This window comes from Streptomyces sp. NPDC111802, assembly GCF_055634335.1.
This window is the reverse complement of sequence record NZ_JBVKCZ010000003.1, coordinates 1-20761: the sequence shown is the minus strand read 5'-3', so window position 1 is coordinate 20761 and position 20761 is coordinate 1. Positions and strand designations below refer to the sequence as shown.

The 20761-nt window shown below is 70.7% G+C and carries 17 protein-coding genes and 1 pseudogene; 6 read left to right on the top strand and 12 right to left on the bottom strand.

What is annotated here, in order from left to right; genetic code table 11:
* Window positions 1–38: 38 nt before the first annotated feature.
* Genes pcaDC through ACZ7NC_RS03420 form a run of 7 tightly spaced genes read right to left on the bottom strand, consistent with a single transcriptional unit; the run spans window position 39 to window position 6484 of the window.
* A complete protein-coding gene (gene pcaDC / locus ACZ7NC_RS03450) occupies window positions 39–1151 on the bottom strand; it encodes a bifunctional 3-oxoadipate enol-lactonase/4-carboxymuconolactone decarboxylase PcaDC (protein ID WP_471484514.1) in 1113 nt (370 codons plus the stop codon).
* Window positions 1148–2446 (bottom strand): 3-carboxy-cis,cis-muconate cycloisomerase, encoded by a 1299-nt coding sequence (gene pcaB, locus ACZ7NC_RS03445; protein ID WP_471484513.1) that lies wholly within the window; start codon window positions 2444–2446, stop codon window positions 1148–1150. The genes pcaDC and pcaB overlap by 4 nt, the downstream gene beginning before the upstream one ends.
* A complete protein-coding gene (gene pcaG, locus ACZ7NC_RS03440) occupies window positions 2443–3048 on the bottom strand; it encodes a protocatechuate 3,4-dioxygenase subunit alpha (protein ID WP_471484511.1) in 606 nt (201 codons plus the stop codon). The genes pcaB and pcaG overlap by 4 nt, the downstream gene beginning before the upstream one ends.
* Before the next feature lie 6 nt (window positions 3049–3054).
* Window positions 3055–3828, bottom strand: a complete 774-nt coding sequence (pcaH, locus tag ACZ7NC_RS03435) for a protocatechuate 3,4-dioxygenase subunit beta (protein WP_471484509.1) — start codon at window positions 3826–3828, stop codon at window positions 3055–3057.
* 30 nt (window positions 3829–3858) lie between these two features.
* Window positions 3859–5061, bottom strand: a complete 1203-nt coding sequence (locus tag ACZ7NC_RS03430) for a thiolase family protein (protein WP_471484508.1) — start codon at window positions 5059–5061, stop codon at window positions 3859–3861.
* Complete coding sequence (locus tag ACZ7NC_RS03425; RefSeq protein ID WP_471484506.1) at window positions 5058–5702, bottom strand: CoA transferase subunit B; 645 nt, start codon at window positions 5700–5702, stop codon at window positions 5058–5060. Before ACZ7NC_RS03425 ends, ACZ7NC_RS03430 begins: the two co-directional genes overlap by 4 nt.
* Window positions 5702–6484 (bottom strand): CoA transferase subunit A, encoded by a 783-nt coding sequence (locus ACZ7NC_RS03420; protein ID WP_471484504.1) that lies wholly within the window; start codon window positions 6482–6484, stop codon window positions 5702–5704. The genes ACZ7NC_RS03425 and ACZ7NC_RS03420 overlap by 1 nt, the downstream gene beginning before the upstream one ends.
* Window positions 6485–6710: 226 nt before the next feature.
* Here ACZ7NC_RS03420 and ACZ7NC_RS03415 point away from each other — a divergent pair, with 226 nt between their 5' ends.
* Complete coding sequence (locus ACZ7NC_RS03415; protein WP_471484502.1) at window positions 6711–7175, top strand: MarR family winged helix-turn-helix transcriptional regulator; 465 nt, start codon at window positions 6711–6713, stop codon at window positions 7173–7175.
* An 85-nt stretch (window positions 7176–7260) separates the two neighbouring features.
* Here ACZ7NC_RS03415 and ACZ7NC_RS03410 read toward each other — a convergent pair whose 3' ends face one another.
* Complete coding sequence (locus tag ACZ7NC_RS03410) at window positions 7261–8283, bottom strand: DUF3048 domain-containing protein (RefSeq protein WP_471484500.1); 1023 nt, start codon at window positions 8281–8283, stop codon at window positions 7261–7263.
* Between the two features lie 256 nt (window positions 8284–8539).
* Here ACZ7NC_RS03410 and ACZ7NC_RS03405 point away from each other — a divergent pair, with 256 nt between their 5' ends.
* The gene (locus tag ACZ7NC_RS03405) at window positions 8540–9730 is read left to right on the top strand and encodes a zinc-dependent alcohol dehydrogenase (protein WP_471484499.1); all 1191 of its coding nucleotides are present in this window, start codon (window positions 8540–8542) and stop codon (window positions 9728–9730) included.
* 39 nt (window positions 9731–9769) lie between these two features.
* Here ACZ7NC_RS03405 and ACZ7NC_RS03400 read toward each other — a convergent pair whose 3' ends face one another.
* Window positions 9770–10840: an ATP-dependent DNA ligase gene (locus ACZ7NC_RS03400; RefSeq protein ID WP_471484497.1), complete on the bottom strand. Its 1071-nt coding sequence runs from the start codon at window positions 10838–10840 to the stop codon at window positions 9770–9772.
* A 74-nt stretch (window positions 10841–10914) separates the two neighbouring features.
* On the opposite strand from ACZ7NC_RS03400, the gene ligD reads away from it, so the two are divergent.
* The gene (ligD, locus tag ACZ7NC_RS03395) at window positions 10915–12012 is read left to right on the top strand and encodes a non-homologous end-joining DNA ligase (RefSeq protein ID WP_471484495.1); all 1098 of its coding nucleotides are present in this window, start codon (window positions 10915–10917) and stop codon (window positions 12010–12012) included.
* Here the strand turns inward: ligD and ACZ7NC_RS03390 are convergent.
* Window positions 11999–14185, bottom strand: coding sequence for an OmpL47-type beta-barrel domain-containing protein (locus tag ACZ7NC_RS03390; protein WP_471484902.1), 2187 nt, complete (start codon window positions 14183–14185; stop codon window positions 11999–12001). The two genes, ligD and ACZ7NC_RS03390, sit on opposite strands and share 14 nt — an antisense overlap.
* A gap of 14 nt (window positions 14186–14199) precedes the next feature.
* Entirely contained in the window at window positions 14200–16677 is a 2478-nt protein-coding gene (locus ACZ7NC_RS03385) for a ThuA domain-containing protein (RefSeq protein WP_471484494.1), read from the bottom strand.
* A 178-nt stretch (window positions 16678–16855) separates the two neighbouring features.
* Between ACZ7NC_RS03385 and ACZ7NC_RS03380 the strand changes: the two genes are divergently transcribed.
* The 3 genes from ACZ7NC_RS03380 (at window position 16856) to ACZ7NC_RS03370 (ending at window position 20016) form a co-directional block, all read left to right on the top strand.
* Entirely contained in the window at window positions 16856–17872 is a 1017-nt protein-coding gene (locus ACZ7NC_RS03380) for a multicopper oxidase domain-containing protein (protein WP_471484492.1), read from the top strand.
* A gap of 14 nt (window positions 17873–17886) precedes the next feature.
* Window positions 17887–18822, top strand: coding sequence for an ornithine cyclodeaminase family protein (locus ACZ7NC_RS03375; RefSeq protein WP_471484491.1), 936 nt, complete (start codon window positions 17887–17889; stop codon window positions 18820–18822).
* Between the two features lie 156 nt (window positions 18823–18978).
* Window positions 18979–20016 (top strand): LacI family DNA-binding transcriptional regulator, encoded by a 1038-nt coding sequence (locus ACZ7NC_RS03370; RefSeq protein ID WP_471484490.1) that lies wholly within the window; start codon window positions 18979–18981, stop codon window positions 20014–20016.
* A 22-nt stretch (window positions 20017–20038) separates the two neighbouring features.
* Here ACZ7NC_RS03370 and ACZ7NC_RS03365 read toward each other — a convergent pair.
* A pseudogene (locus ACZ7NC_RS03365) lies at window positions 20039–20620 on the bottom strand (VOC family protein); the annotation flags it as partial.
* Window positions 20621–20761 lie beyond the last annotated feature (141 nt).

Sequence of the window (20761 nt, the reverse complement as noted above, 5' to 3'; positions counted from 1 at the left end):
GCATGTGCGAGGTCCTGCCGAAGCTACGACCGGCAGGGTCACCCTTCCTCTTCCGCCAGCACCCGCTGGGCCGTCGCGAACGCCGAGTTCGCCGCCGGAACCCCGCAGTACACGGCCGTCTGGAGCAGTACGGCGCCGATCTCCTCCGGCGTCAGCCCGTTGCGCCGTGCCGCCCGGACGTGCATCGCCAGCTCGTCGTAGTGGCCGTGCGCGACCAGCGCCGTCAGGGTGATCATGCTGCGCTCGCGGCGGCTGAGCGTGGGGTCGGTCCAGATCTCGCCCCAGGCGTAGCGCGAGATGAAGTCCTGGAAGCGCGCGGTGAACGCGGTCTGCCGGGCCTGCGCCCGATCCACGTGTACGTCGCCGAGCACCTCGCGCCGTACCTCCATGCCCCGCTCGGCACCCCCGCCCAGGTGTGCCCGCAGAGCCGTGAGCACGGCCCCCGGACACTGCGCCGGCGCCAGGTGCGAGGCCCCCGGGATCTCGACGAGCGCGGCACCGGGAACGGCGTCCGCGATCTCCCGCAGGTGGGCCGGCGGGGTCGCGGGGTCCTGCCGCCCGGCGATCAGCAGGGTCGGCGAGGTGATCTCGGGCAGCCGGTCACGCAGATCGAAGGCGGCGAGCGCGTCACAGCAGGCGGCGTAGGCGCCCGGATCGGCGTCGCGGTGGTCCTGGACCAGCTCCGGCACGGTGAACCCGGATGTGAACCAGCGGGCGTCCGCGCTCTCCGCCAGCCCCGCCAGTCCTTCGCGCCGCACCAGAGCGGCCCGCTCCTCCCACGGCTTCGACCCGTTGAAGTGCGCCGACGAACAGATCACGGCCAGCGAGCCGACCCGCTCCGGGTGGTGCACGGCGAGATGCAGCCCCACCGCACCCCCGAGCGAGACACCCGCGTAGGCGAACCGCTCGATGCCGAGCGAGTCGGCGAGCGCGAGCACCAGGCCGGCCAGGTCACCGACCGTCGCGCCCGCCCCGATCAGATCGGCCGCGGAACCGCCGTGCCCCGGCAGTTCCCAGCGGACCACCCGATGGGTGATCGACAGCTCGGGCGCGACCTTGTCCCACAGGGCGGACGAGGTGCCGAGCGAGGGTCCGAGCAGCAGCGGCGGTGCCGAAGTGGGCCCTTCGGCGCGGTGGTCGAGGAGTTTCAACGTCGCTCCAGGGCGCGGTCGGTGAGGGCTCCGGCGGAGCCGGTGTAGTGGGTGGGATCGAGGTCGACGTCCGCCAGCTCCGGTGCCTCGGCGAGCGGGCGCCCCTCGGACGCCAGGCGGGTGAGCAGTTCCTTGGCGCGGGCACGCCCCAGCCGCGGGGCCAGCTCGGCGGACAGCCGCTCGGAGACGATCAAACCGTGGGTGAGGTCGAGGTGCGCACGCATCACATCGGCCCGGACCCGCAGTCCCTCGGCCAGCTCCACGGCGTCCCGGGCGGCCCCGCCGGCCAGCCGCAGCAGTTCCCGCAGCGGTTCCCACTCGGCGTGCCACGCCCCGGCCGGACGCTCGTCCTCCGCCGCCAGCGCCCCGTACAGGGTGGCCGCGAGCTGAGGCGCCCGCCGCGCGGCGGAGGCGATGAGGGTGGAGCGTACGGGATTCGACTTGTGCGGCATGGCGGACGAACCCCCGCCGCTGCCCTCCGCGACCTCGGCGATCTCGGTGCGGGAGAGGGTGAGGACATCCACGGCGATCTTGCCGAGCGCGCCGGCCGTGAAGGCCAGACACCCGGCGAGATCGGCGACGGGCGTGCGCAGCGTGTGCCAGGGCAGGTCGGGCGCCCGCAGGCCGAGTTCGCGGGCGTACGCCGTCGGCAGCTCGGTCGGATCACCCGCGCCGTACGCCCCGAAGGCGGCCAACGTCCCTGCCGCGCCCCCGAGTTGGGCGGGCAGCGCATCCCGTACGGCCGTCGCCCGGTCCCGTGCGTCGAGCACCAGCGCCCGCCACCCGGCCGCCTTCAGCCCGAACGTCGTCGGTACGGCGTGCTGGGTCAGCGTCCGTCCCGGCATCGCGGTGTCCCGGTGCTCGGCGGCCAGCCGTGCCAGCGCCCGCTCCGTGCGGTCGAGGTCGTCGAGGATCGGCGTCAGCGTGCGCACCGCGACCAGCATCGTCGCCGTGTCCATGATGTCCTGGCTGGTCGCCCCGCGGTGGACGTAGGGGCCGTACTCGTCGCCGACCGCCTTGGTCAGATCCGCGACCAGGGGGATGACCGGGTTGCCGCCGGCCCGGGCCCGCTCGGCGAGGGAGCGTACGTCGAAGCGGCCGGCCTCCGCCGTCTGGGTCACCGCCGACGCGGCCTCGGCCGGCGCGAGGCCCAGGGCGGCCTGGGCCCGGGTGAGGGCGGCCTCGGCGTCGAGCAGGGCCTGCAGATAGGCCGTGTCGCCGGTCGCGGAGGCGGCGGGGGAGCCTGTCCACCCGGGGGCGAGCAGGCCGGTGTCGGCACCATCGGCAGAAGTCACTGGAACTCCAGGAAGACCGTCTCGCCTTCGCCCTGAAGGCGGATGTCGAAACGGTAGGCGCCCGGGGCCTGCTCCGCGGCGATCAGCGTGTCGCGGCGCGCCTCGTCCAGCTGGGCGAGCAGCGGGTCGGCGGCCAGCGCCGCGGCGTCACCCGGCAGATAGATCCGGGTGAACAGGTGCACCAGCAGCCCGCGCGCGAACACACACACGCTGAGATACGGCGCGCTCAACCCGCGCGCCCCGGGCCGCAGCGTCCGCGCTGTCCAGTGGCCGCTCGCGTCCGTCTGGACACGCCCCCAGCCCGTGAACTCCACACCGTTGCGCCCCAGGAACCCACCGCTGGCCGGGTCGCGCCGCATCGAGCCGTCGACCTGCGGGACATGGCCGTCCGGGTCGGCGCCCCACAGCTCCACGAAGGCGTCCGGGAGCGGATTGCCCTCGCCGTCGAGGATGTACCCCTGCAGCGTGATCGTGTCCGGGTGGCCGAGGGGCGCGATGTCGCCGCCGCCGGGGAAGGGCAGGGCGTGGCCGTAGAAGGGGCCCACCGTGTGCGACGGAGTGGGGAGCACGGTCTCCGGGCGGCTCGGGTCGATCTTCGTCATGGCAGGTCAGCGCCCTTCTTCGATCCAGGTGGCGTGCGGCCCGCCCAGCACGATGTCCCAGCGGTAGCCCATCGAGAACTCCGGCACCGACAGGCTGTGGTCGTACGTCGCGACCAGCCGCTGCCGGGCCGCGTCGTCCGTCACCGACTGGATGATCGGGTCGTACGGGAACAGCGGGTCGCTCGGGAAGTACATCTGCGTCACGAGCCGCTGGGTGAATGCCGTGCCGAACAGCGAGAAGTGGATGTGGGCCGGCCGCCAGGCGTTGACGTGCTGGCGCCACGGGTACGGGCCCGGCTGGACGGTGGTGAAGCGGTAGAAGCCGCCGTCGTCCGTCAGCGTGCGGCCGACGCCGGTGAAGTTGGGGTCCAGCGGGGCGTCGTGCTGCTCGCGCTGGTGCGCGTAGCGGCCGGCCGAGTTCGCCTGCCAGATCTCGATCAGCTGACCGCGGATCGGGCGGCCGTCGCGGTCGAGGAGCCGGCCCTCGACGGTGATGCGCTCACCGATCGGCTCACCGGTGTGCTGCCGGGTGAGGTCGTTGTCGATCTCGGTGATGTCGCGCTCGCCGAAGGCGGGGGAGTGCAGCTCCACCAGCTCCGGGTCCTTGCTGATGTCGATGGGGACCGGCGGCTGCTCGGGGTGACGCAGCACCGAGGAACGGTACGGGGCGTAGTCACGGCGCGGGTGGTGCTCGACGGGTGCTCCGCCGGCGATCCGCTTCTCGTACGCGGCGTGCTCGGCCGCGATCTCCTGGTCGATGTCGTGCTGGGTGAGAGTCATGGGGTTCCTCGGAGGTTCCTCGGGGGTTCTTCAGCGTTCGAGGACGAGGGCGAGGCCCTGGCCGACGCCGATGCAGAGGGTGGCGACGCCGATTCCGCCGCCCTTGCGGGCGAGTTGGTGGGCGACGGTGCCGGCGAGGCGGGCACCGGAGGCGCCCAGCGGGTGGCCGAGGGCGATGGCGCCGCCCTGGGGGTTGAGGACCCGCGGGTCCAACTCGGGCCACTCGGCGACACAGCCGAGGACCTGGGCGGCGAAGGCCTCGTTGAGTTCGAGCACGTCCAGGTCGGCGAATCCCTTGCCCGCCTTGGCCAGTGCCCGGTTGACGGCCTCGACGGGGGCAAGTCCGAAGTAGTGCGGGTCCAGGGCGTGGACACCGGTGGCGGAGATCCGGGCGAGGGGCTCGCGGCCGGTGGCCTTAAGGCCCTCCTCGTCGGTCAGGAGCAGGGCGGCGGCACCGTCGTTGAGGGGGGAGGCGTTGCCCGCGGTGACAGTGCCCTCGGAGGTACGGAAGGACGGCTTGAGCTTGGCCATCGCGGCCAGGGAGGCGTCCGGCCGTACGCATTCGTCGGCGCTGAAGTCGACCGGGTCGCCCTTGCGCCGCGGGATCGCCAGGGGGGCGAGCTCGGCGTCGAAGAGGCCCGCCCGCTGGGCGGCCGCGGCCTTCTGGTGGGAGGCGAGGGCGTACTCGTCCTGCTGCTCCCGGCTGATCTTGTGCTTGTCGGCGATGAGTTCGGCCGACTCGCCGAGCGGGACGGTCCACTGCGGGTCCATCCGCGGGTTGACCATGCGCCAGCCCAGGGTGGTCGAGTACAGCTCGGTGTGGGCGGCCGGGAACGGCTTGTCGTTCTTGGGCAGCACGTACGGGGCGCGGGTCATCGACTCCACCCCGCCGGCCACGACGATGTGGGCGTCCCCGACGGCGATGGCGCGGGCGGCCTGGATGACCGCTTCGAGGCCGGAGGCGCACAGGCGGTTGACCGTCACGCCGGGCACCGAGGTGGGCAGGCCGGCGAGCAGGGCGGCCATACGGCCGACGTTGCGGTTCTCCTCGCCGGCGCCGTTGGCGTTGCCGAAGTGGACGTCCTCGATCCGGGACGGGTCCAAGTCGGGCGTCCGGCGGATCAGTTCACGGATGGCGTGGGCGGCCAGATCATCGGGCCGGACGCTCGCGAGGCCCCCGTTGTAGCGGCCGAACGGGGTCCGTACGGCGTCGACGAGGTAGACCGGGTTCACAGCAGTCCCTCCGCGACAGTCAGCTTGGCGTCGGTCTTGGCGATGATCTCGTCGGCGCCGACACCGGGTGCCGTCCCGACGAGCAGCAGCCCGTCCTCGGTGACGTCCAGGACGCCGAGATCGGTGATGACCCGGTTCACACACGCCTTGCCCGTGAGCGGTAGCGCGCACTCGGTGAGGATCTTCGGCGAGCCGTCCTTGGCGGTGTGGGTCATCACGACGATGACCGTGCGGGCGCCGTGCACGAGGTCCATCGCGCCGCCTATCCCGGTGATCATCTTGCCGGGGATCGCCCAGTTCGCCAGGTCACCGGTCTCGGACACCTGCATCGCGCCCAGCACGGCGACATCGATGTGGCCGCCCCGGATCATCGAGAAGGACAGCGCCGAGTCGAAGAAGGAAGCGCCCGGCAGGACCGTGACCGTCTCCTTGCCCGCATTGATCAGATCCGGGTCGACCTGGTCCTCGGTGGGATAGGGGCCGGTGCCCAGGATTCCGTTCTCGGACTCCAGGATCACCTCCACACCCGCCGGAAGGTAGTTGGGGATCAGGGTCGGCAGACCGATGCCGAGATTGACGTACTGCCCGTCCCGAAGCTCGCGGGCCGCCCGCGCGGCCATCTGCTCGCGTGTCCAGGCCATCAGCCGCTCACCGTCCCTCGTGCCGCAGGCGCGGAAATCGTGCGCTGCTCGATCTGCTTGTCCGCGGCCTGCTCCGGGGTGAGCGCCAGCACCCGCTGTACGAAGATCCCCGGCAGATGCACCGCGTCGGGATCGATCTCGCCGGGCTCGACGAGTTCCTCCACCTCGGCGATCGTCACCCGTCCGGCCATCGCGGCAAGGGGGTTGAAGTTCCGTGTGGACTTGTTGAACACCAGGTTTCCGTGCCGGTCGCCCTTCGCGGCCCGCACCAGCGCGAAGTCGGTCCGGATCCCGCGCTCCAGCACATACTCGGTGCCGTCGAACTCCCGCACCTCCTTGGGCGGCGACGCCAGCGCGACCCCGCCGGAGCCGTCGTACCGCCACGGCAGCCCGCCCTCGGCGACCTGCGTGCCCACGCCGGCCGGCGTGTAGAACGCGGGGATCCCCGCGCCCCCGGCCCGTAGCCGCTCGGCCAGCGTGCCCTGCGGGATCATCTCCACCTCCAGCTCTCCGGCCAGATACTGGCGGGCGAACTCCTTGTTCGCCCCGATGTACGAGCCGGTCACCCGGGCGATCCGTCCCGCCGACAGCAGGACCGCCAGCCCCGACTCCATCGCCCCGCAGTTGTTCGAGACGACCGCCAGCCCGGACACGCCACGCTCGTACAGAGCCTGGATCAGCACGTTCGGCACACCGCTCAGCCCGAAGCCACCGACCGCGAGCGACGCGCCCGCGCCCACATCGGCCACCGCCTCCAGGGCCGTGGCGACCACTTTGTCCATCCGAGAAGCCCCATCTCTTCCGAGCTCCCAGTACCCGGATTAGTCAGGGCACTGATTATTTCAGCGAGGTTCCCCTCACGCTGCCACCGGACCGTGAAGCCGTCAAGACCTCGGTAAATGTGAGTCTCGTCGGGCTGTGCGCACCGCAGACAGTCACTTCGATGCCGGGTATTGTTCAGTGCACCAACGAAAAGTGCACAGCCGAAAACGATCCAGAGGAGTGCGGATGGCCGCCGTGGACCTCACCACCCACCCCGGGCATCTGGCCCGGCGGCTCCAGCAGGCGCACTACCTGCTGTGGAACACGATGGTCTCCGAGGAGATCACCTCGCCCCAGTTCGCCGTCCTCAACACGCTCGTCGCCGAGCCTGGCCTGGACCAGCGGACGGTGGGGGAGCGGGTGGGGCTCGACCGGTCCACCATCGCCGAGGTGATCAGCCGGCTCGGGCGTCGGGGGCTGCTCGACAAGGTCCGCGACCCCCAGGACGGCCGCCGCTTCCTGCTGCGCCTCACGGACGAGGGGCTGCGCACCCACAAGAAGCTGACCGTGCGCACGGCACGGATGAACCAGGTCTTCCTGGCTCCGCTCTCCGCCGAGGAGCAGACGCTCTTCTTCGATCTGATCCGGCGGGTCGCCGACGCGGCCGAGGGGCTGCGCAATCCGGCGGAACCTTTCGTCGCGCAGCCCTGATCCCGTGGCCCGCCCCCCTGACGCGGGGCGAGTCTCGCGAGGCTCAGGGCTCGTGCGGTGACGCTCAGAACGGCACCGACGAGGCTCAGGACGCGTTGGCGAACACCACCCACACCTGACCGTGCTGGAAGTTCATCCGCTTGCCGTCCTTCGTCGTGAACGTCGTGCCGCCCTTGGCCTTCGGACGCTTCCACTTGACGTCGTAGGCGAGCCCGTCGCGCAGCACCCGGGCCTTCCCGGAGCCCACCGTCTCGGTGTACGGCGTGAAGTGGCCGAGGGTGTCGTGGTAGTCGGACCTGCGCACCTTCACGTACTGCACGACGACCGTGCCGGCCATGACCCGCTTGCCGTCCGTCGTCCTTGCGGCCTTGCCGTCCATGGCGACCAGCCAGCGGTCCTGGCTCCTGGACCAGGTGAAGGTGTACCGGGCCGCCGAGTAGCGCACCGTCTGCGAGGCCAGGGCCTTGCCGCCCGCCGGGGCGGTGCCGAAGCGGAAGCCGGTCGTCAGGACGGACGTACCCGGTGCCTTGGCCATCAGCCGGTGGGGCCGCAGATAGAGGTTGTGCGGGGAGGGCCGGCCCGCCCCCCGGAAGTACGCGTCGGTCGCCTTGCCGGGCGGCTCCGCCTGCAACGGGGCCTTGTCGATCTGCGGCAGCAGCTTGCGCTGCGCCCCGGAGAAGGCGAGCACCGGCCGGTCGAACTGGCCTAGCAGCTCGAGGTCGCTCTCGCGGGCGCTGCGCACCGGTCCGACGGCCTTCGGCAGCTTCTGCGCGTACACCGCCATCAGACGGCTCAGGCCGCCCTCGACCTGCTCGACGTACACGATGTCCGCCTCGTTCAGGCCCGTGTGGGGCCGGGCCGAGCGGGCGTTGTCGATCTTCACGGCGAGCGCCGCGAGGTCATTCGCCCGGCTGTCGCCGTCACTCGGCGCCGACGTCTGCCCCTGGCCCCGGCCGTCGTCGCGCGGGCCGTCGGAGGTCGTGCAGCCGGCGGCCAGGGAGGCCGCCAGTGCGGCGGCCAGCAGCCCCGTGATGGTCGTGACGCGGCTTGAGCGCGCCGCTGGTTGTCTGCTCACCGTCTTCACCCGTAGCCCACCCGCCCAGTTCATGTCATCAATTGTGCGCTTATCTGTTCATTGATGGACTACCCGAAAGGTCGCAGCGGTCCTCGGGAATCCGCCGATCGGCCCTGGCGCGGACAGCCGGTCGGCCCATACGCCGACCGCCGGCTCCCCGTGTACGCCGACCGCCGGCTCCGTGGCGTACCCCGGCCCGCCCGTCGCGGCGGTTCGCCCGGGGGAGCCACGGGTACCCGGGCGGCCACCGTACGAGCGCATGTGGATGCGAGCGGAGGGAGCGCGGACGATGAGGGCAGTGACCTGGCAGGGCAAGCGGGACGTGCGGGTGGAGAACGTGCCCGATCCGCAGATCCAGGAGCCGACGGACGCGGTCATCCGTATCACGTCCTCCGGCCTGTGCGGCTCCGACCTGCACCTTTACGAGGTGCTCACCCCGTTCATGACGCCGGGGGACATCCTCGGCCACGAACCGATGGGCATCGTCGAGGAGGTCGGCGCCGCGGTGCCGGACCTGCAGGCGGGGGACCGGGTCGTGGTGCCGTTCCAGATCGCCTGCGGCAACTGCTGGATGTGTCTGACCGGACTGCCGACCCAGTGCGAGACCACTCAGATCACCGGCGAGGGCATGGGCGCTGCCCTGTTCGGCTACACCCGCCTGTACGGCGCGGTGCCGGGCGCCCAGGCCGAGTATCTGCGCGTGCCGCAGGCGCAGTACGGGCCGATCAAGGTCCCGGAAGGGCCGTCCGACGACCGGTTCGTCTACCTCTCCGACGTGCTGCCCACCGCCTGGCAGGCGGTCCGCTACGCCGAGGTCCCGCAGGGTGGCAGCGTCGCCGTACTCGGCCTCGGACCCATCGGTGACATGGCCTGCCGCGTCGCCCAGGTGACGGGCGCCGGGCGGGTGTTCGGCGTGGACCTGGTGCCCGAGCGGCTGCGACGGGCGCGGGGGCGGGGGGTCGAGACGTTCGACCTGAGGAGCTTCGACGACGAGAAGGAACTCGTCGCCGCCATCCGCGACCAGACCGACGGCCGCGGCCCCGACGCCGTCATCGACGCGGTCGGCACCGAGGCCCACGGCAGCGCCGCGGCCCGGCTCGCCCAGCAGGCCTCTTCAATGCTGCCCCGCAAGCTGGGCGCCCCGCTCGCCGAGCGCTTCAGCGTCGACCGGCTGGCCGCCCTCTACACCGCGATCGACCTGGTGCGGCGCGGCGGCACCATCTCGCTGTCCGGCGTGTACGGCGGCACGGCGGACCCGATCCCGCTGCTCACGCTGTTCGACAAGCAGATCCAGATCCGGATGGGCCAGGCCAATGTGCGCCGCTGGACCGACGACATCCTGCCGTATCTGACGGACGACGATCCGCTCGGTGTCGACGACTTCGCCACGCACCGGGTGCCGCTGAGCGACGCCCCGCACGCCTACGAGATGTTCCAGCAGAAGCAGGACGGCGCGGTGAAGGTGCTGATGAGGCCCTGAGCCGGGCGAAGCCCTGATCCGCTCAGGCCTGCGGTCGGCTCAGGCCTGCGGCGCGAAGATCTCCGCCAGGTCGTAGCGCACCGGCTCCTCCAACTGCGCGTAGGTGCAGCTCTCGGGGGTGCGGTCCGGGCGCCAGCGGCGGAAGCGGGCCGTGTGCCGGAAGCGCGCGCCGTTCTCCATGTGGTCGTACGCCACCTCGGCCACCCGCTCCGGCCTGAGCGGCACCCAGGACAGATCCTTCTTGCCCGACCAGCGGCTAGGCGCGCCCGGCAGCCGCGCCGACTCGTGCGCCGCCTCGTCGGACCAGGCCGCCCACGGATGTCCCACGACGTCCTCCATGCGCAGCGGCTCCAACTCCTCCACCAGCTCCGCGCGCCGCTTCATCGAGAAGGCGGCCGACACGCCCACATGCTGAAGGGCGCCGCGATCGTCGTGGAGACCCAGCAGCAGGGAGCCCACAACCGGCCCGCTCTTGTGCAGTCGGTAGCCCGCGACGACGACGTCCGCCGTCCGCTCGTGCTTGATCTTGAACATGGCGCGCTCGTTCTGGAGGTAGCGCAGGGTCAGCGGCTTGGCGATCACACCGTCCAGCCCGGCCCCCTCGTACTGCTCGAACCACCCCTGCGCCGTGTCGATGTCGGTCGTCGCCGGCGCCACATGCACGGGAGCCGTCACCCCGGACAACGCCATGGTGAGCATCGCCCGCCGATCCGCCAGCGGGGTCTGCAGCAGCGACTCGTCGGCCAGCGCCAGCAGGTCGAAGGCCACGAACGACGCCGGTGTCTTCTCGGCCAGCATCCGCACCCGTGAGTCGGCCGGGTGGATGCGCTCGGTCAGCGCGTCGAAGTCCAGTCGCCCCTCCCGCGCGATGACGATCTCCCCGTCCAGCACACACCGCTCGGGCAACCGCTCCTTGAGCCCCGCCACCAGCTCGGGAAAGTACCTGGTCAACGGCTTACCGGTACGACTCCCCAACTCGACCTCGTCCCCATCACGGAACACGATCGCCCGAAACCCGTCCCACTTCGCCTCGTACTGCATGCCCGGCGGAATCTTCGCCACCGACTTGGCGAGCATCGGCTTGACGGGCGGCATCACCGGAAGGTCCATGCCCCGATTCTGCTCGCACAAGGCTGCCGCCGCCCGGTGTGCGAGGCAGGCGCCGTGCACTTACCGTGGCTCGCATGGGTGAAGCGGTGGAGTTGGCGGCGGGCGGGCGGACCGTGCGGCTGTCCAACCCGGGGAAGATCTTCTTTCCGGAGCGCGGATTCACCAAGCTGGACCTCGCCCAGTACTACATCGCCGTCGGGCCCGGCATCCTGCGTGCCCTGCGCGATCGCCCCACCACCCTGGAGCGCTATCCGGACGGCGTGACCGGGGAGTGGTTCTACCAGAAGCGGGCGCCCAAGAGCATGCCCGACTGGATCCCCACCGCACACATCACCTTCCCCAGCGGCCGCAGCGCCGACGAGATGTGCCCCACGGAGGAGGCCGCCGTCGTGTGGGCCGCCCAGTACGGCACGCTCACCTTCCACCCCTGGCCGGTCCGCCGCGACGACGTCGACAGCCCCGACGAACTGCGCATCGACCTGGACCCACAGCCAGGCACCGACTTCGACGACGCCGTCCGCGCCGCCCATGAACTGCGCGCCGTCCTCGACGAGTTCGGCGGTCTGCGCGGCTGGCCGAAGACCTCCGGCGGCCGGGGACTGCACGTCTTCGTGCCGATCGAGCCGCGCTGGACCTTCACCCAGGTCCGGCGCGCCGCCATCGCGATCGGACGTGAGCTGGAGCGCCGTATGCCGGACCACGTGACGATCAAGTGGTGGAAGGAGGAGCGAGGCGAGCGCATCTTCGTCGACTACAACCAGACGGCCCGGGACCGGACCATCGCCTCGGCCTATTCCGTACGGCCCCGCCCGCACGCCCCGGTCTCCGCCCCCCTGCGCTGGGACGAGGTCGGCGTGGCCCATCCCCAGGACTTCGACATCGCGACCATGCCCGCGCGCTTCGCCGAACTCGGCGATGTGCACGCGGACATGGACGACCACCGCTTCTCGATCGAAGCGCTGCTGGAGCTCGCCAACAAGGACGAGCGTGATCACGGGCTCGGCGATCTGCCGTACCCGCCCGAGTACCCGAAGATGCCGGGCGAGCCGAAGCGGGTGCAACCGAGCCGGGCGAAGAAGGCGGTGCCGACGAAGACCGCGTCGAAGAAGGCGGCGCCGAAGAAGGAGGCACCCCCGTCGGAGGCGCCTCCCTCGGAACCTACAGCTCCTTGATCCGGATGTCCCGGTACGAGACCACATCCGTCGTGCCGTGCACCTGGAGCCCGATGTAACCGGAGGCGAACCGCCGGCCGTCCGTGCCCGGGTCGTCCGAGCGGGGCGGGACGAAGTCCTGGCCGCCGATGTTGTCGAACTCGTTGATCAGCACGCCGTTGCGGTAGACCGAGTAGTGCTGGTCGACCACACGGATCTCGTAGTCGTTCCAGGTCCCCTTCTGGGTGACGCCGGCACCGGCGAGCCCCACCCGGTCGAAGCCGTAGACCGAGCCCGTCTTGTACATGTCGCCGTCGGGCCGGTCGAGCACCTGCACCTCGTGCCCGTACTTGATGGCGACCCACTCCGGCCGCGACTCCTCGGGGTGTTCGTGCACCCATGGGAAGCGCACGAACACACCGGAGTTGGCGTTGCCGGTGCCCGGAGCGTCGTCACGCCACTGGAGCCTGAGCGAGAAGTCGCCGTACTTCCGCTCGGGGAACCACAGCATGCCAAGGCCGGCCTTCGTCGTCCCGGACGTGATCGACCCGTCGCCGTTCGGCGCGAACGAACCACCGCCCACCTGCTGCCACTTGGCGAACGACGCCGCGCTGCCGTCGAGGATCGTGCGGTAGCCCTCGGTCTGGCCGGGCTTGCCGATCCCGGACTGCCGGGCGGCCTTGCGGATGGCGTTGTACTCGCGCTGGTCGACGACCCCGTCCTTGAGCAGCTGGTCCAGGACCGTTGTCACATGCTTGAGGAACAGCGCCTGGGACGTCCACTCCTTCTCGTCCTCGATCAACTCGTTGATCCGGCACCGGCTGTTGGTGAGCCGGTTCGGGACGCCAGAGTCGATCGCCCCGACGATCACCGTCAACCGCTCGTCGAACTCAGGGCAGTTGGGGGCCGGGACCTGGCTCGAGACCACCGTGAAGGTCACCGTGCGGGCGGCGGAGGTGTTGCCCGCCTTGTCCGTCGCCCGGTAGCCGAGGGTGTGGGTACCCGCGCGGTCGACGACGACCGGGGCGGTGTACACCAGGTACGGGCCGCCGTCGATCGAGTACTCGATCCGGTCGACGCCCGAGCCGTGGTGCTCGTCGGTCGCCGTGACGGTGACCTTGGCGTTGCCGACGTACGCCCCGGACGAGTTCTTCGTGCCCTCGACGGTCACACCGGTCACCGGCGGGGTCGTGTCCGGCTGGGGCGCCGCCACGACCGTGAACCGCACGTCCTTCTCGGCGGCGACATTGCCCGCCTTGTCGGTGGCCCGGTAGCGCACCGTATGGCTGCCGACCTCGTGCACCATCACCGGAGCGGTGTACGGCTGCCAGGAGCCGTCGCCTAGCGCGTACTCGATGGTGTTGACGCCGGAACCGGTGTCGGAGGCGGAGATCGTGACGGTCGCCATGTCGATGTACGCGCCGTCGGGATTCTGCTCGCCGCTGACGGTCGCCGAGGTCTCCGGCGCTGTCGTGTCGTCGGTCGGCGGCGCGACCACCGTGAAGGTCACGCTCTTCTCCGCCGAGACGTTCCCCGCCTTGTCGAAGGCGCGGTAGCGGATCTTGTGATCGCCGACCTGGTCGACGACGACCGGGGTGGTGTACGGCGTCCAGGCGCCCGCGTCGCCGAGCGCGTACTCGACGCGGTCGACCCCGGAGCCGCCCTCGTTGTCGGTGGCGTGAAGCGCGACGCTCGCCGAACCGACGTACTGCCCCTGGGAGTTCTGCGTCCCGCTGACGTGCGCCGACGCCTCGGGTGCGGTGGTGTCCTCGCCGCTGCCCTCGGTGACCACCAGGATGCCCTGCATCTGCCCGTGGCCGGGAATCGTGCAGTAGTAGCGGTAACGGCCGGGGGTGAGGGTGACCTCGGCGGTGTGGCGGCCGCCCTGGTCGTCGTTGGGGTTGGCGAGGATGTTGAGCTGGACGTCGTTGTTGAACTCGGGGTCGGAGGTGTCGAAGGTCAACGTGTGCGGCATCCCGGTGGTGTTACCGGTGGCCGTGCTGTTCTCGAAGACGATCGTCGTGGCGCCCGCCACCGCGGTCGTGGGCGCCGAGCCGTACTTCGTGATGTCGTCGCCGGCGGTCCAGGTCAGGACCTGTGCGGCGGCGGCTTCCGGGGCCTGTGGCTGTCCGGTCGCGGGCAACGCCTGCAGTCCGAGCACCACGAGCAGTGCCGCCAACAGGGCTGCCCACATTCCTCGTTGCCGTGTCACTGCGCCCCCCTCGCCAGCTGATCGGTGGCCGGAGTGGGTCCGCCGCCCGTGTAAGTGACCCGCCACAGCGCCGACTTGGCGTCCGAGGTGAAGAAGCCCCGGCCGTAGTCGAGCACATACAGCGCGCCGTCCGGACCGAACTTCCAGTCCATGAGGTTCTTGATGCCGTCGTTGCCGATCGGCACGATCTTCTTCAGCGACTCCGAGTGGACCGGCAGACCGCCCTCCCCGTGCGTCTTCGGGTCGGTGAGCACCGCGTTGCGCGGCTGGTCGGCGTCGTAGAAGTCACCGACGAACCACTTGCCGTCCCAGTAGGCCGGCCACTTGGTCCCGCTGGTGCTCGCCGCGTCGTACCGGTAGACCGGCCCGTTCATCGCGGCCTGCCCGCCGCCCTTGAGCCACGGCAGCTGGTAGGTGGACTCCTCCTGCTTGTACGACGGCACGCCGTTCGCGTCGCGCGGGAAGTCCGGGGCGCCGCCCTGGGGCGAGTACCAGATGTTGTTGCCGGTGACCGGCGGAAGGTTGACCAGACCGTCGTTGTTCGGCGACTCGTTCTTCGGGTGGTCGCAGTCGTACCAGCCCAGCGGCTTGCTCGGGTCCGGCAGATTGCGGTCGCGGTAGGGCTGCTTGTTGCCCATGCAGTACGGCCAGCCCCGGTTGCTCGCCTTGGTGATGACGGCGAAGGTGTCGTACTTGGCCGGACCCCAGGTCGTCGAGGGCGCGCCCGCGTCCGGGCCGACCCAGCCCGCGTACAGGATGTCCGTCTGCTGGTCGACGAAGATGCGCGCCGGGTTCCGGACGCCCATCACATAGATCTCGCCGCGCGTCTTGCCGCCGCCCTCGTCGGTCTCCCTGCCGGTGAACAGGTTCCCGTCCGGGAGCGTGTACGTGCCGTCCGGCTCCGGGTGGATGCGCAGGATCTTGCCGTTGAGGTTGTTGGTGTTGCCGGCGGTGCGGCGCGCGTCGGCGAAGGAGACGCCCTTGTAGTTCGGCTCGGGGTTGTTGCCCGAGTAACCGTCGCTGAAGCGGCTGGAGTTGTTGTCGCCGGTCGCGATGTACAGGTTGCCCTTGGAGTCCCAGGACATCCCGCCGCCCGCGTGGCAGCAACTGTGGACCTGCACGGGCCACTTGAGCAGCACCTTCTCGCTGCCCAGGTCCAGCCTGTTCGTGGCCAGGTCGAGCGTGAAGCGGGAGACGCGCCGCTCGGCCGTCCTCGTGTCACGGTTGACCTGCGAGTGCGGGGTGTAGTGCAGATACACCCAGCCGTTCTCCTCGAAGCGCGGATCGAGCTCGATGCCGAGGAGCCCCTCCTCGACCTTGATCAGCTCGTCCCCACCGCCCTTGTTGCCGAAGACCGTGAGCGCCCCGGCCAGAGTGACCTTCCTGGTCCTCGGGTCGTAGACGTGGATCTCACCCTTGCCCTTGCCGATGTCCGGGTTGTTCCAGTCGGTGATCACCGGCTGGGAGGAGTCGGCACCGCCCCGGCCGATGTAGAGCACCCGCCCGTCGGGGGCCGTGACCAGCCCGTGCGGTTCGCCGATCTGGTCGTTCTGGCCCGGCTGGTTGGGCTGGGTGAGGCGCTCGGCCTTGTAGTTGCCGGTGATGGTGGCCTTGCAGTCGGCCTGCACAAGCCGGGTGGTCCACAGCAGGGCGCCGCGCAGATGCGCACGGAAGTCGGTCTCGTCGTACGACGACACCGTGCCGCCCATGCCGGTGTAGAAGGAGCGGCCGCCGTCGTAGTCACGGCACCAACTCACGGGATGGTCCCAGCCGTTGGCGCCGCTGCCCGGCTGGTAGCTGGACTCCCGTACCCGGGCGACGGTATGCACCGCACCCGACGGGTTCTTCGCCCAGTTCAGCCACTTGTCCGGCCGTTTCCACTGAAGCGGCAGCTCCTTGGTGGCCGGGTGTCGACGGTCGCCGACCTCCACGACGGCTCGCTGCGCCGTCGTCGGTCCGCCGGCCGCGGGGCGGGCGCCGACAAGGCCGGTGAACCAGTCCGAGTAGGGCTCCGCGCGGGCCGCGTCATGGATGCCGACGAAACCGCCGCCCGCCTCCATATAGGCCTCCAGGCCCGCCTCCTGCTCGGGGTCCAGGATGTCGCCGCCGCCGGTGAGGAACACGACGGAGTTGTAACGGCCCAGTCTGGTCTCATTGGTGAACACCGAGGCGTCGTTCGTGACCTCGGTCCTGAAGCGCTGGTCGGCCGGGCCCGACAGGCCGATCTTCTCGATCGCCTCGATGCCGGCGTTCACCACGGGCGACTCGTCGCCGGCGGCCGCGGACCCGTAGAAGATGAGCACCCGTACATTCGCGCCGCCCGGTGGCGACTTGATGGACATCGTTGTCAGGGGTGGTTCCGGGGCCGGGCGCGCGTCGGCCGCCGGAGCCGACATCAGTCCGGCGGCGACGATCCCGGCGGTCACAGTGGCCACCCAGGTCTGTCTTGTCGTGCTCAACCCTCGTAAGTGCATGGGCACCTCCACGGTCACAGCAACAGCGACAAGGAAGCTAGACCGCTTTGAACGACTCGCCAATACCTATGACCGGACCGGGACGAACTTTGTCCTGAGTGTGGATAAACGAGAGAGTGGCCGGTACCGTCTCACCGGTTCATCCCCGTAATTTCCGTACCGCCGTGGGGAGTTCGGCATGGACAGACACAGCCTCGACAGACGTGGCTTCGACCGACGCAGCTTCAACCGGCGCGTGCTGCTGGGTGGCGCGACCGTCGCGACATCGTTGTCGCTGGCGTCGGTACCCCAGGCCCTGGGCGCCGACACGCCGGCGCGGACCGCCCCGGCCGGCGGCGAGGTCAGACACATCAAGCTGTACGCCGAGAAGCTCGCCGACGGGCAGATGGGCTACGGCCTGGAGAAGGGCAGGGCGACGGTCCCGGGCCCGCTGATCGAGCTCAACGAGGGCGACACCCTGCACATCGAGTTCGAGAACACGATGGACGTCCCGGTGAGCCTGCATGTGCACGGCCTCGACTACGAGATCACCAGCGACGGCACCAAGCTGAACAAGAGCGACGTCGAGCCCGGCGGCACCCGCACCTACACCTGGCGCACCCATGCCCCCGGTCGCCGGGGGGACGGCACCTGGCGGGCGGGCAGCGCCGGTTACTGGCACTACCACGACCATGTGGTCGGCACCGTGCACGGTACCGGCGGCATCCGCAAGGGCCTGTACGGGCCGGTGATCGTGCGGCGCAAGGGCGACATCCTGCCGGACGCGACCCATACGATCGTCTTCAACGACATGCTGATCAACAACAAGCCCGCGCACAGCGGCCCCGACTTCGAGGCCACGGTGGGCGATCGCGTCGAGTTCGTGATGATCACGCACGGCGAGTACTACCACACCTTTCACCTGCACGGTCACCGCTGGGCTGACAACCGCACGGGCATGCTGACCGGCCCCGACGACCCGAGCCAGGTCATCGACAACAAGATCGTGGGCCCGGCGGACTCCTTCGGCTTCCAGGTGATCGCGGGGGAGGGGGTGGGGGCGGGCGCGTGGATGTACCACTGCCATGTGCAGAGTCACTCCGACATGGGCATGGTGGGCCTGTTCCTGGTGAAGAAGGCGGACGGGACCATCCCTGGGTACGACCCGCACGAGCACGGTCATGAGCCGTCCTCGGGCACCGCGCACGAACACTGACGGATCATGGACGCGTGACCCTTGTCCTGACGCGAAGTGACCTGGAAGCGGTACTGACCCCGAAGGCCTGCCTGGAGCTGCTGCGGGACGGGTTCGTGCGGGCGCGGGACGCCGCGGTGGCGGGGCGACGAGTGCGGACCGATCTGCCCTTCCCCGGCACCGCCACCGCGCTGATCCCCGGCGTGCTGCCGGGCATCGAGGCGTACACGGTGAAGGTCAACGCCAAGTTCCCCGGCGCGCGGCCCGCGTTGCGCGGGGTGATCTGTCTGCACAGCGGGCGGGACGGGGAACTGCTGGCGCTGCTGGACTCGGCCACGGTGACGGCGTGGCGTACGGGGCTGGCGGCGGCGTTGGGCACGCATGTGCTGGCCGGCCCGGGGGACGTCCTCGGGGTGATCGGCGCGGGGGCCCAGGCCGAGCTGATGGTGCGGGGGCTGACGCAGCTGCGGACGTATCGCGAACTCGTCGTCCATGACACGGACATCGAGCGGGGCGCCGCGTTCGCCGCGCGGCACGACGGTCGGGCGGCGGCCTCGGCGAAGGAGGTCGCGGCGAGCGCCGACACCGTACTGCTGGCCACATGGGCCCGCGAGCCGCTGCTGAGGCTGTCGGACACCCGGGAGGGCCAGCACTTCACGAGCCTGGGAGCGGACGAACCCGGCAAGCAGGAACTGTCCGCCGATCTGCTGGAAGCCGCGCTGCTGGTCGTGGACGACCGTGAACTCGCCGCCGCAATGGGGGCCTTGGCGGCGGCCGGGCTCCCGGCGACAGCCGCCGACGCCACGCTGGGGGACGTGCTGCGGGGCGATCGTCCGGGGCGCGTGAGCGCCGAGGGCCGCACTGTGTATGCGCCGGTCGGGCTGCCCTGGCAGGACCTGGCGCTGAGCTGGGCGGCGTATCGGGCGGCGGAGCGGGAAGGCGTGGGGCGGCGGGTGGATCTGCTGGCGTGACGCGGGCGCCGAATGAGGACCCCGCCGGGCGGAGCAGCGCCGGGACACAGAGTGCCGTTCCCTCCGTGGAGATGGCGCAACGGTCGCGAGAGCGCTCTCACCTCCGGTTCCCTCAAGGACTATCCTGATCGGCAACCGTCGACGAGGAGCCGCGCAGTGACCGATACCGCCCCGCGTCCCACCCTGGAAGCCGTGGCCGCACGGGCCGGGGTCTCGCGGGCCACCGTGTCGCGGGTGGTCAACGGCGGGGACGGGGTGCGGGAGCCGCTCGTCGAGCGGGTGCGCCAGGCGGTGGAGGAGCTCGGGTACGTGCCCAACCAGGCCGCCCGCAGCCTGGTGACCAGGCGCCATGACGCCATCGCCGTCGTCGTCGCCGAACCGGAGAGCCGCGTCTTCGCCGACCCGTTCTTCGCACTGCAACTCCGCGGCATCAGCAAGGAGTTGACCGCCCACGACAACCAGCTGGTGCTGCTGCTCACCGAGGGCCGGGACGACCACGCCCGCGTCGGCCGCTACCTCGCCGGCGGGCATGTCGACGGAGCGCTCGTCTTCTCGCTGCACCTCGACGACCCGCTGCCCGGACTGATCCAGCGCGCCGGAGTGCCCACGGTGTTCGGCGGACGGCCCGGCTGGAGCGGCGACCAGCGGGGCGTCGTGTACGTCGACGTGGACAATCGCGGCGGCGCCCGGGACGCCGTACGGCATCTCGCCGGCCTCGGCCGCACCCGCATCGCGCACATCGCCGGTGCCCTCGACCAGACGTCCGCCGTGGACCGGCTCGACGGCTACCGGGACGTCATGGTCGACGCCGATCCGCGGCTGATCGTCGAGGGCGACTTCACCCCCGCCGGAGGAGAACGGGCGATGCGTGAACTGCTCGAACGCTGCCCGGACCTGGACGCCGTCTTCGCCGCCAACGACCTCACCGCCGCGGGCGCCCTGCGGGTGCTGAGGGAGGCCGGGCGGCGGGTGCCCGACGATGTCGCGGTGGTCGGGTTCGACGACATGCTGCCGGTCGCGGAGCAGACCGAACCGCCGCTCACGACGATCCGTCAGGACATAGAGGAGATGGGCCGGTTGATGGCCCGGCTGCTGCTGCGGGCGCTGGAGCGCGACGCCGCCGAGCAGGGGATCGGCGGCACGCCGTCCAGCGTGGTGCTGCCGACCACACTGGTACGGCGCGCGTCCGCGTAGCCCGAACCCCCGGCGCGGTCCCTCAGCTCCGTGCCGGCGCGCTCTTGATCACCGCGAAGCGGGCGCCGTAGGGGTCGGTGAGCTTGGCGATGCGGCCGACGTCCGGCAGATCCGTGGCGGGCATCCGGACCGTGCCGCCCAGCTCCTGCGCCCTGGCGACCGTCGCGTCCGTGTCGCCGACCTCGAAGTACGGCAGCCAGTACGCGGGGCTTTCCGCCTCCGCCGGGTCGTCGGCCTTGTCGACCACCCCGCCGAACATGGCGTCCTCCCCCTGCGCGGCGGGGCTGAACGTCGTGTAGGTGCCGCCGTAGAAGTCGAGGGAGAAGGTCTCCATACCGAGCGCGGCGTTGTAGAAGCCCGCCGCGGCCGGTACGTCCGTGGTGTACAGCTCCAGCCAGCACAGCGAGCCGGGCTCCTGGACCAGGTCGAGGCCCTTGTTGGTGCCGGGCTGCCAGAGACCGAAGGGCGCGCCCGCCTTGTCGGCGAGGATCGCCATACGGCCCAGGTCCATCACATCCATGGGCCGCAGCCGCACCGAGCCGTGCGCCTGCTCGGCCGCCTTCGCCGTGGCGTCCGCGTCCGGCGTCTGGAAGTACACCGTCCAGCCTTGGTGTTTCACCGTGAGGGCCGGGGGTGCTGACGGAGTGTGACCCCGAATAGAAGAGGTGCCCGTCCGACCTGCGAAGATCCAGTTGTTGAGGACAGGATCGTCGGCTGGGTGGAGGGCACCTTTTCCGTGCGCAAG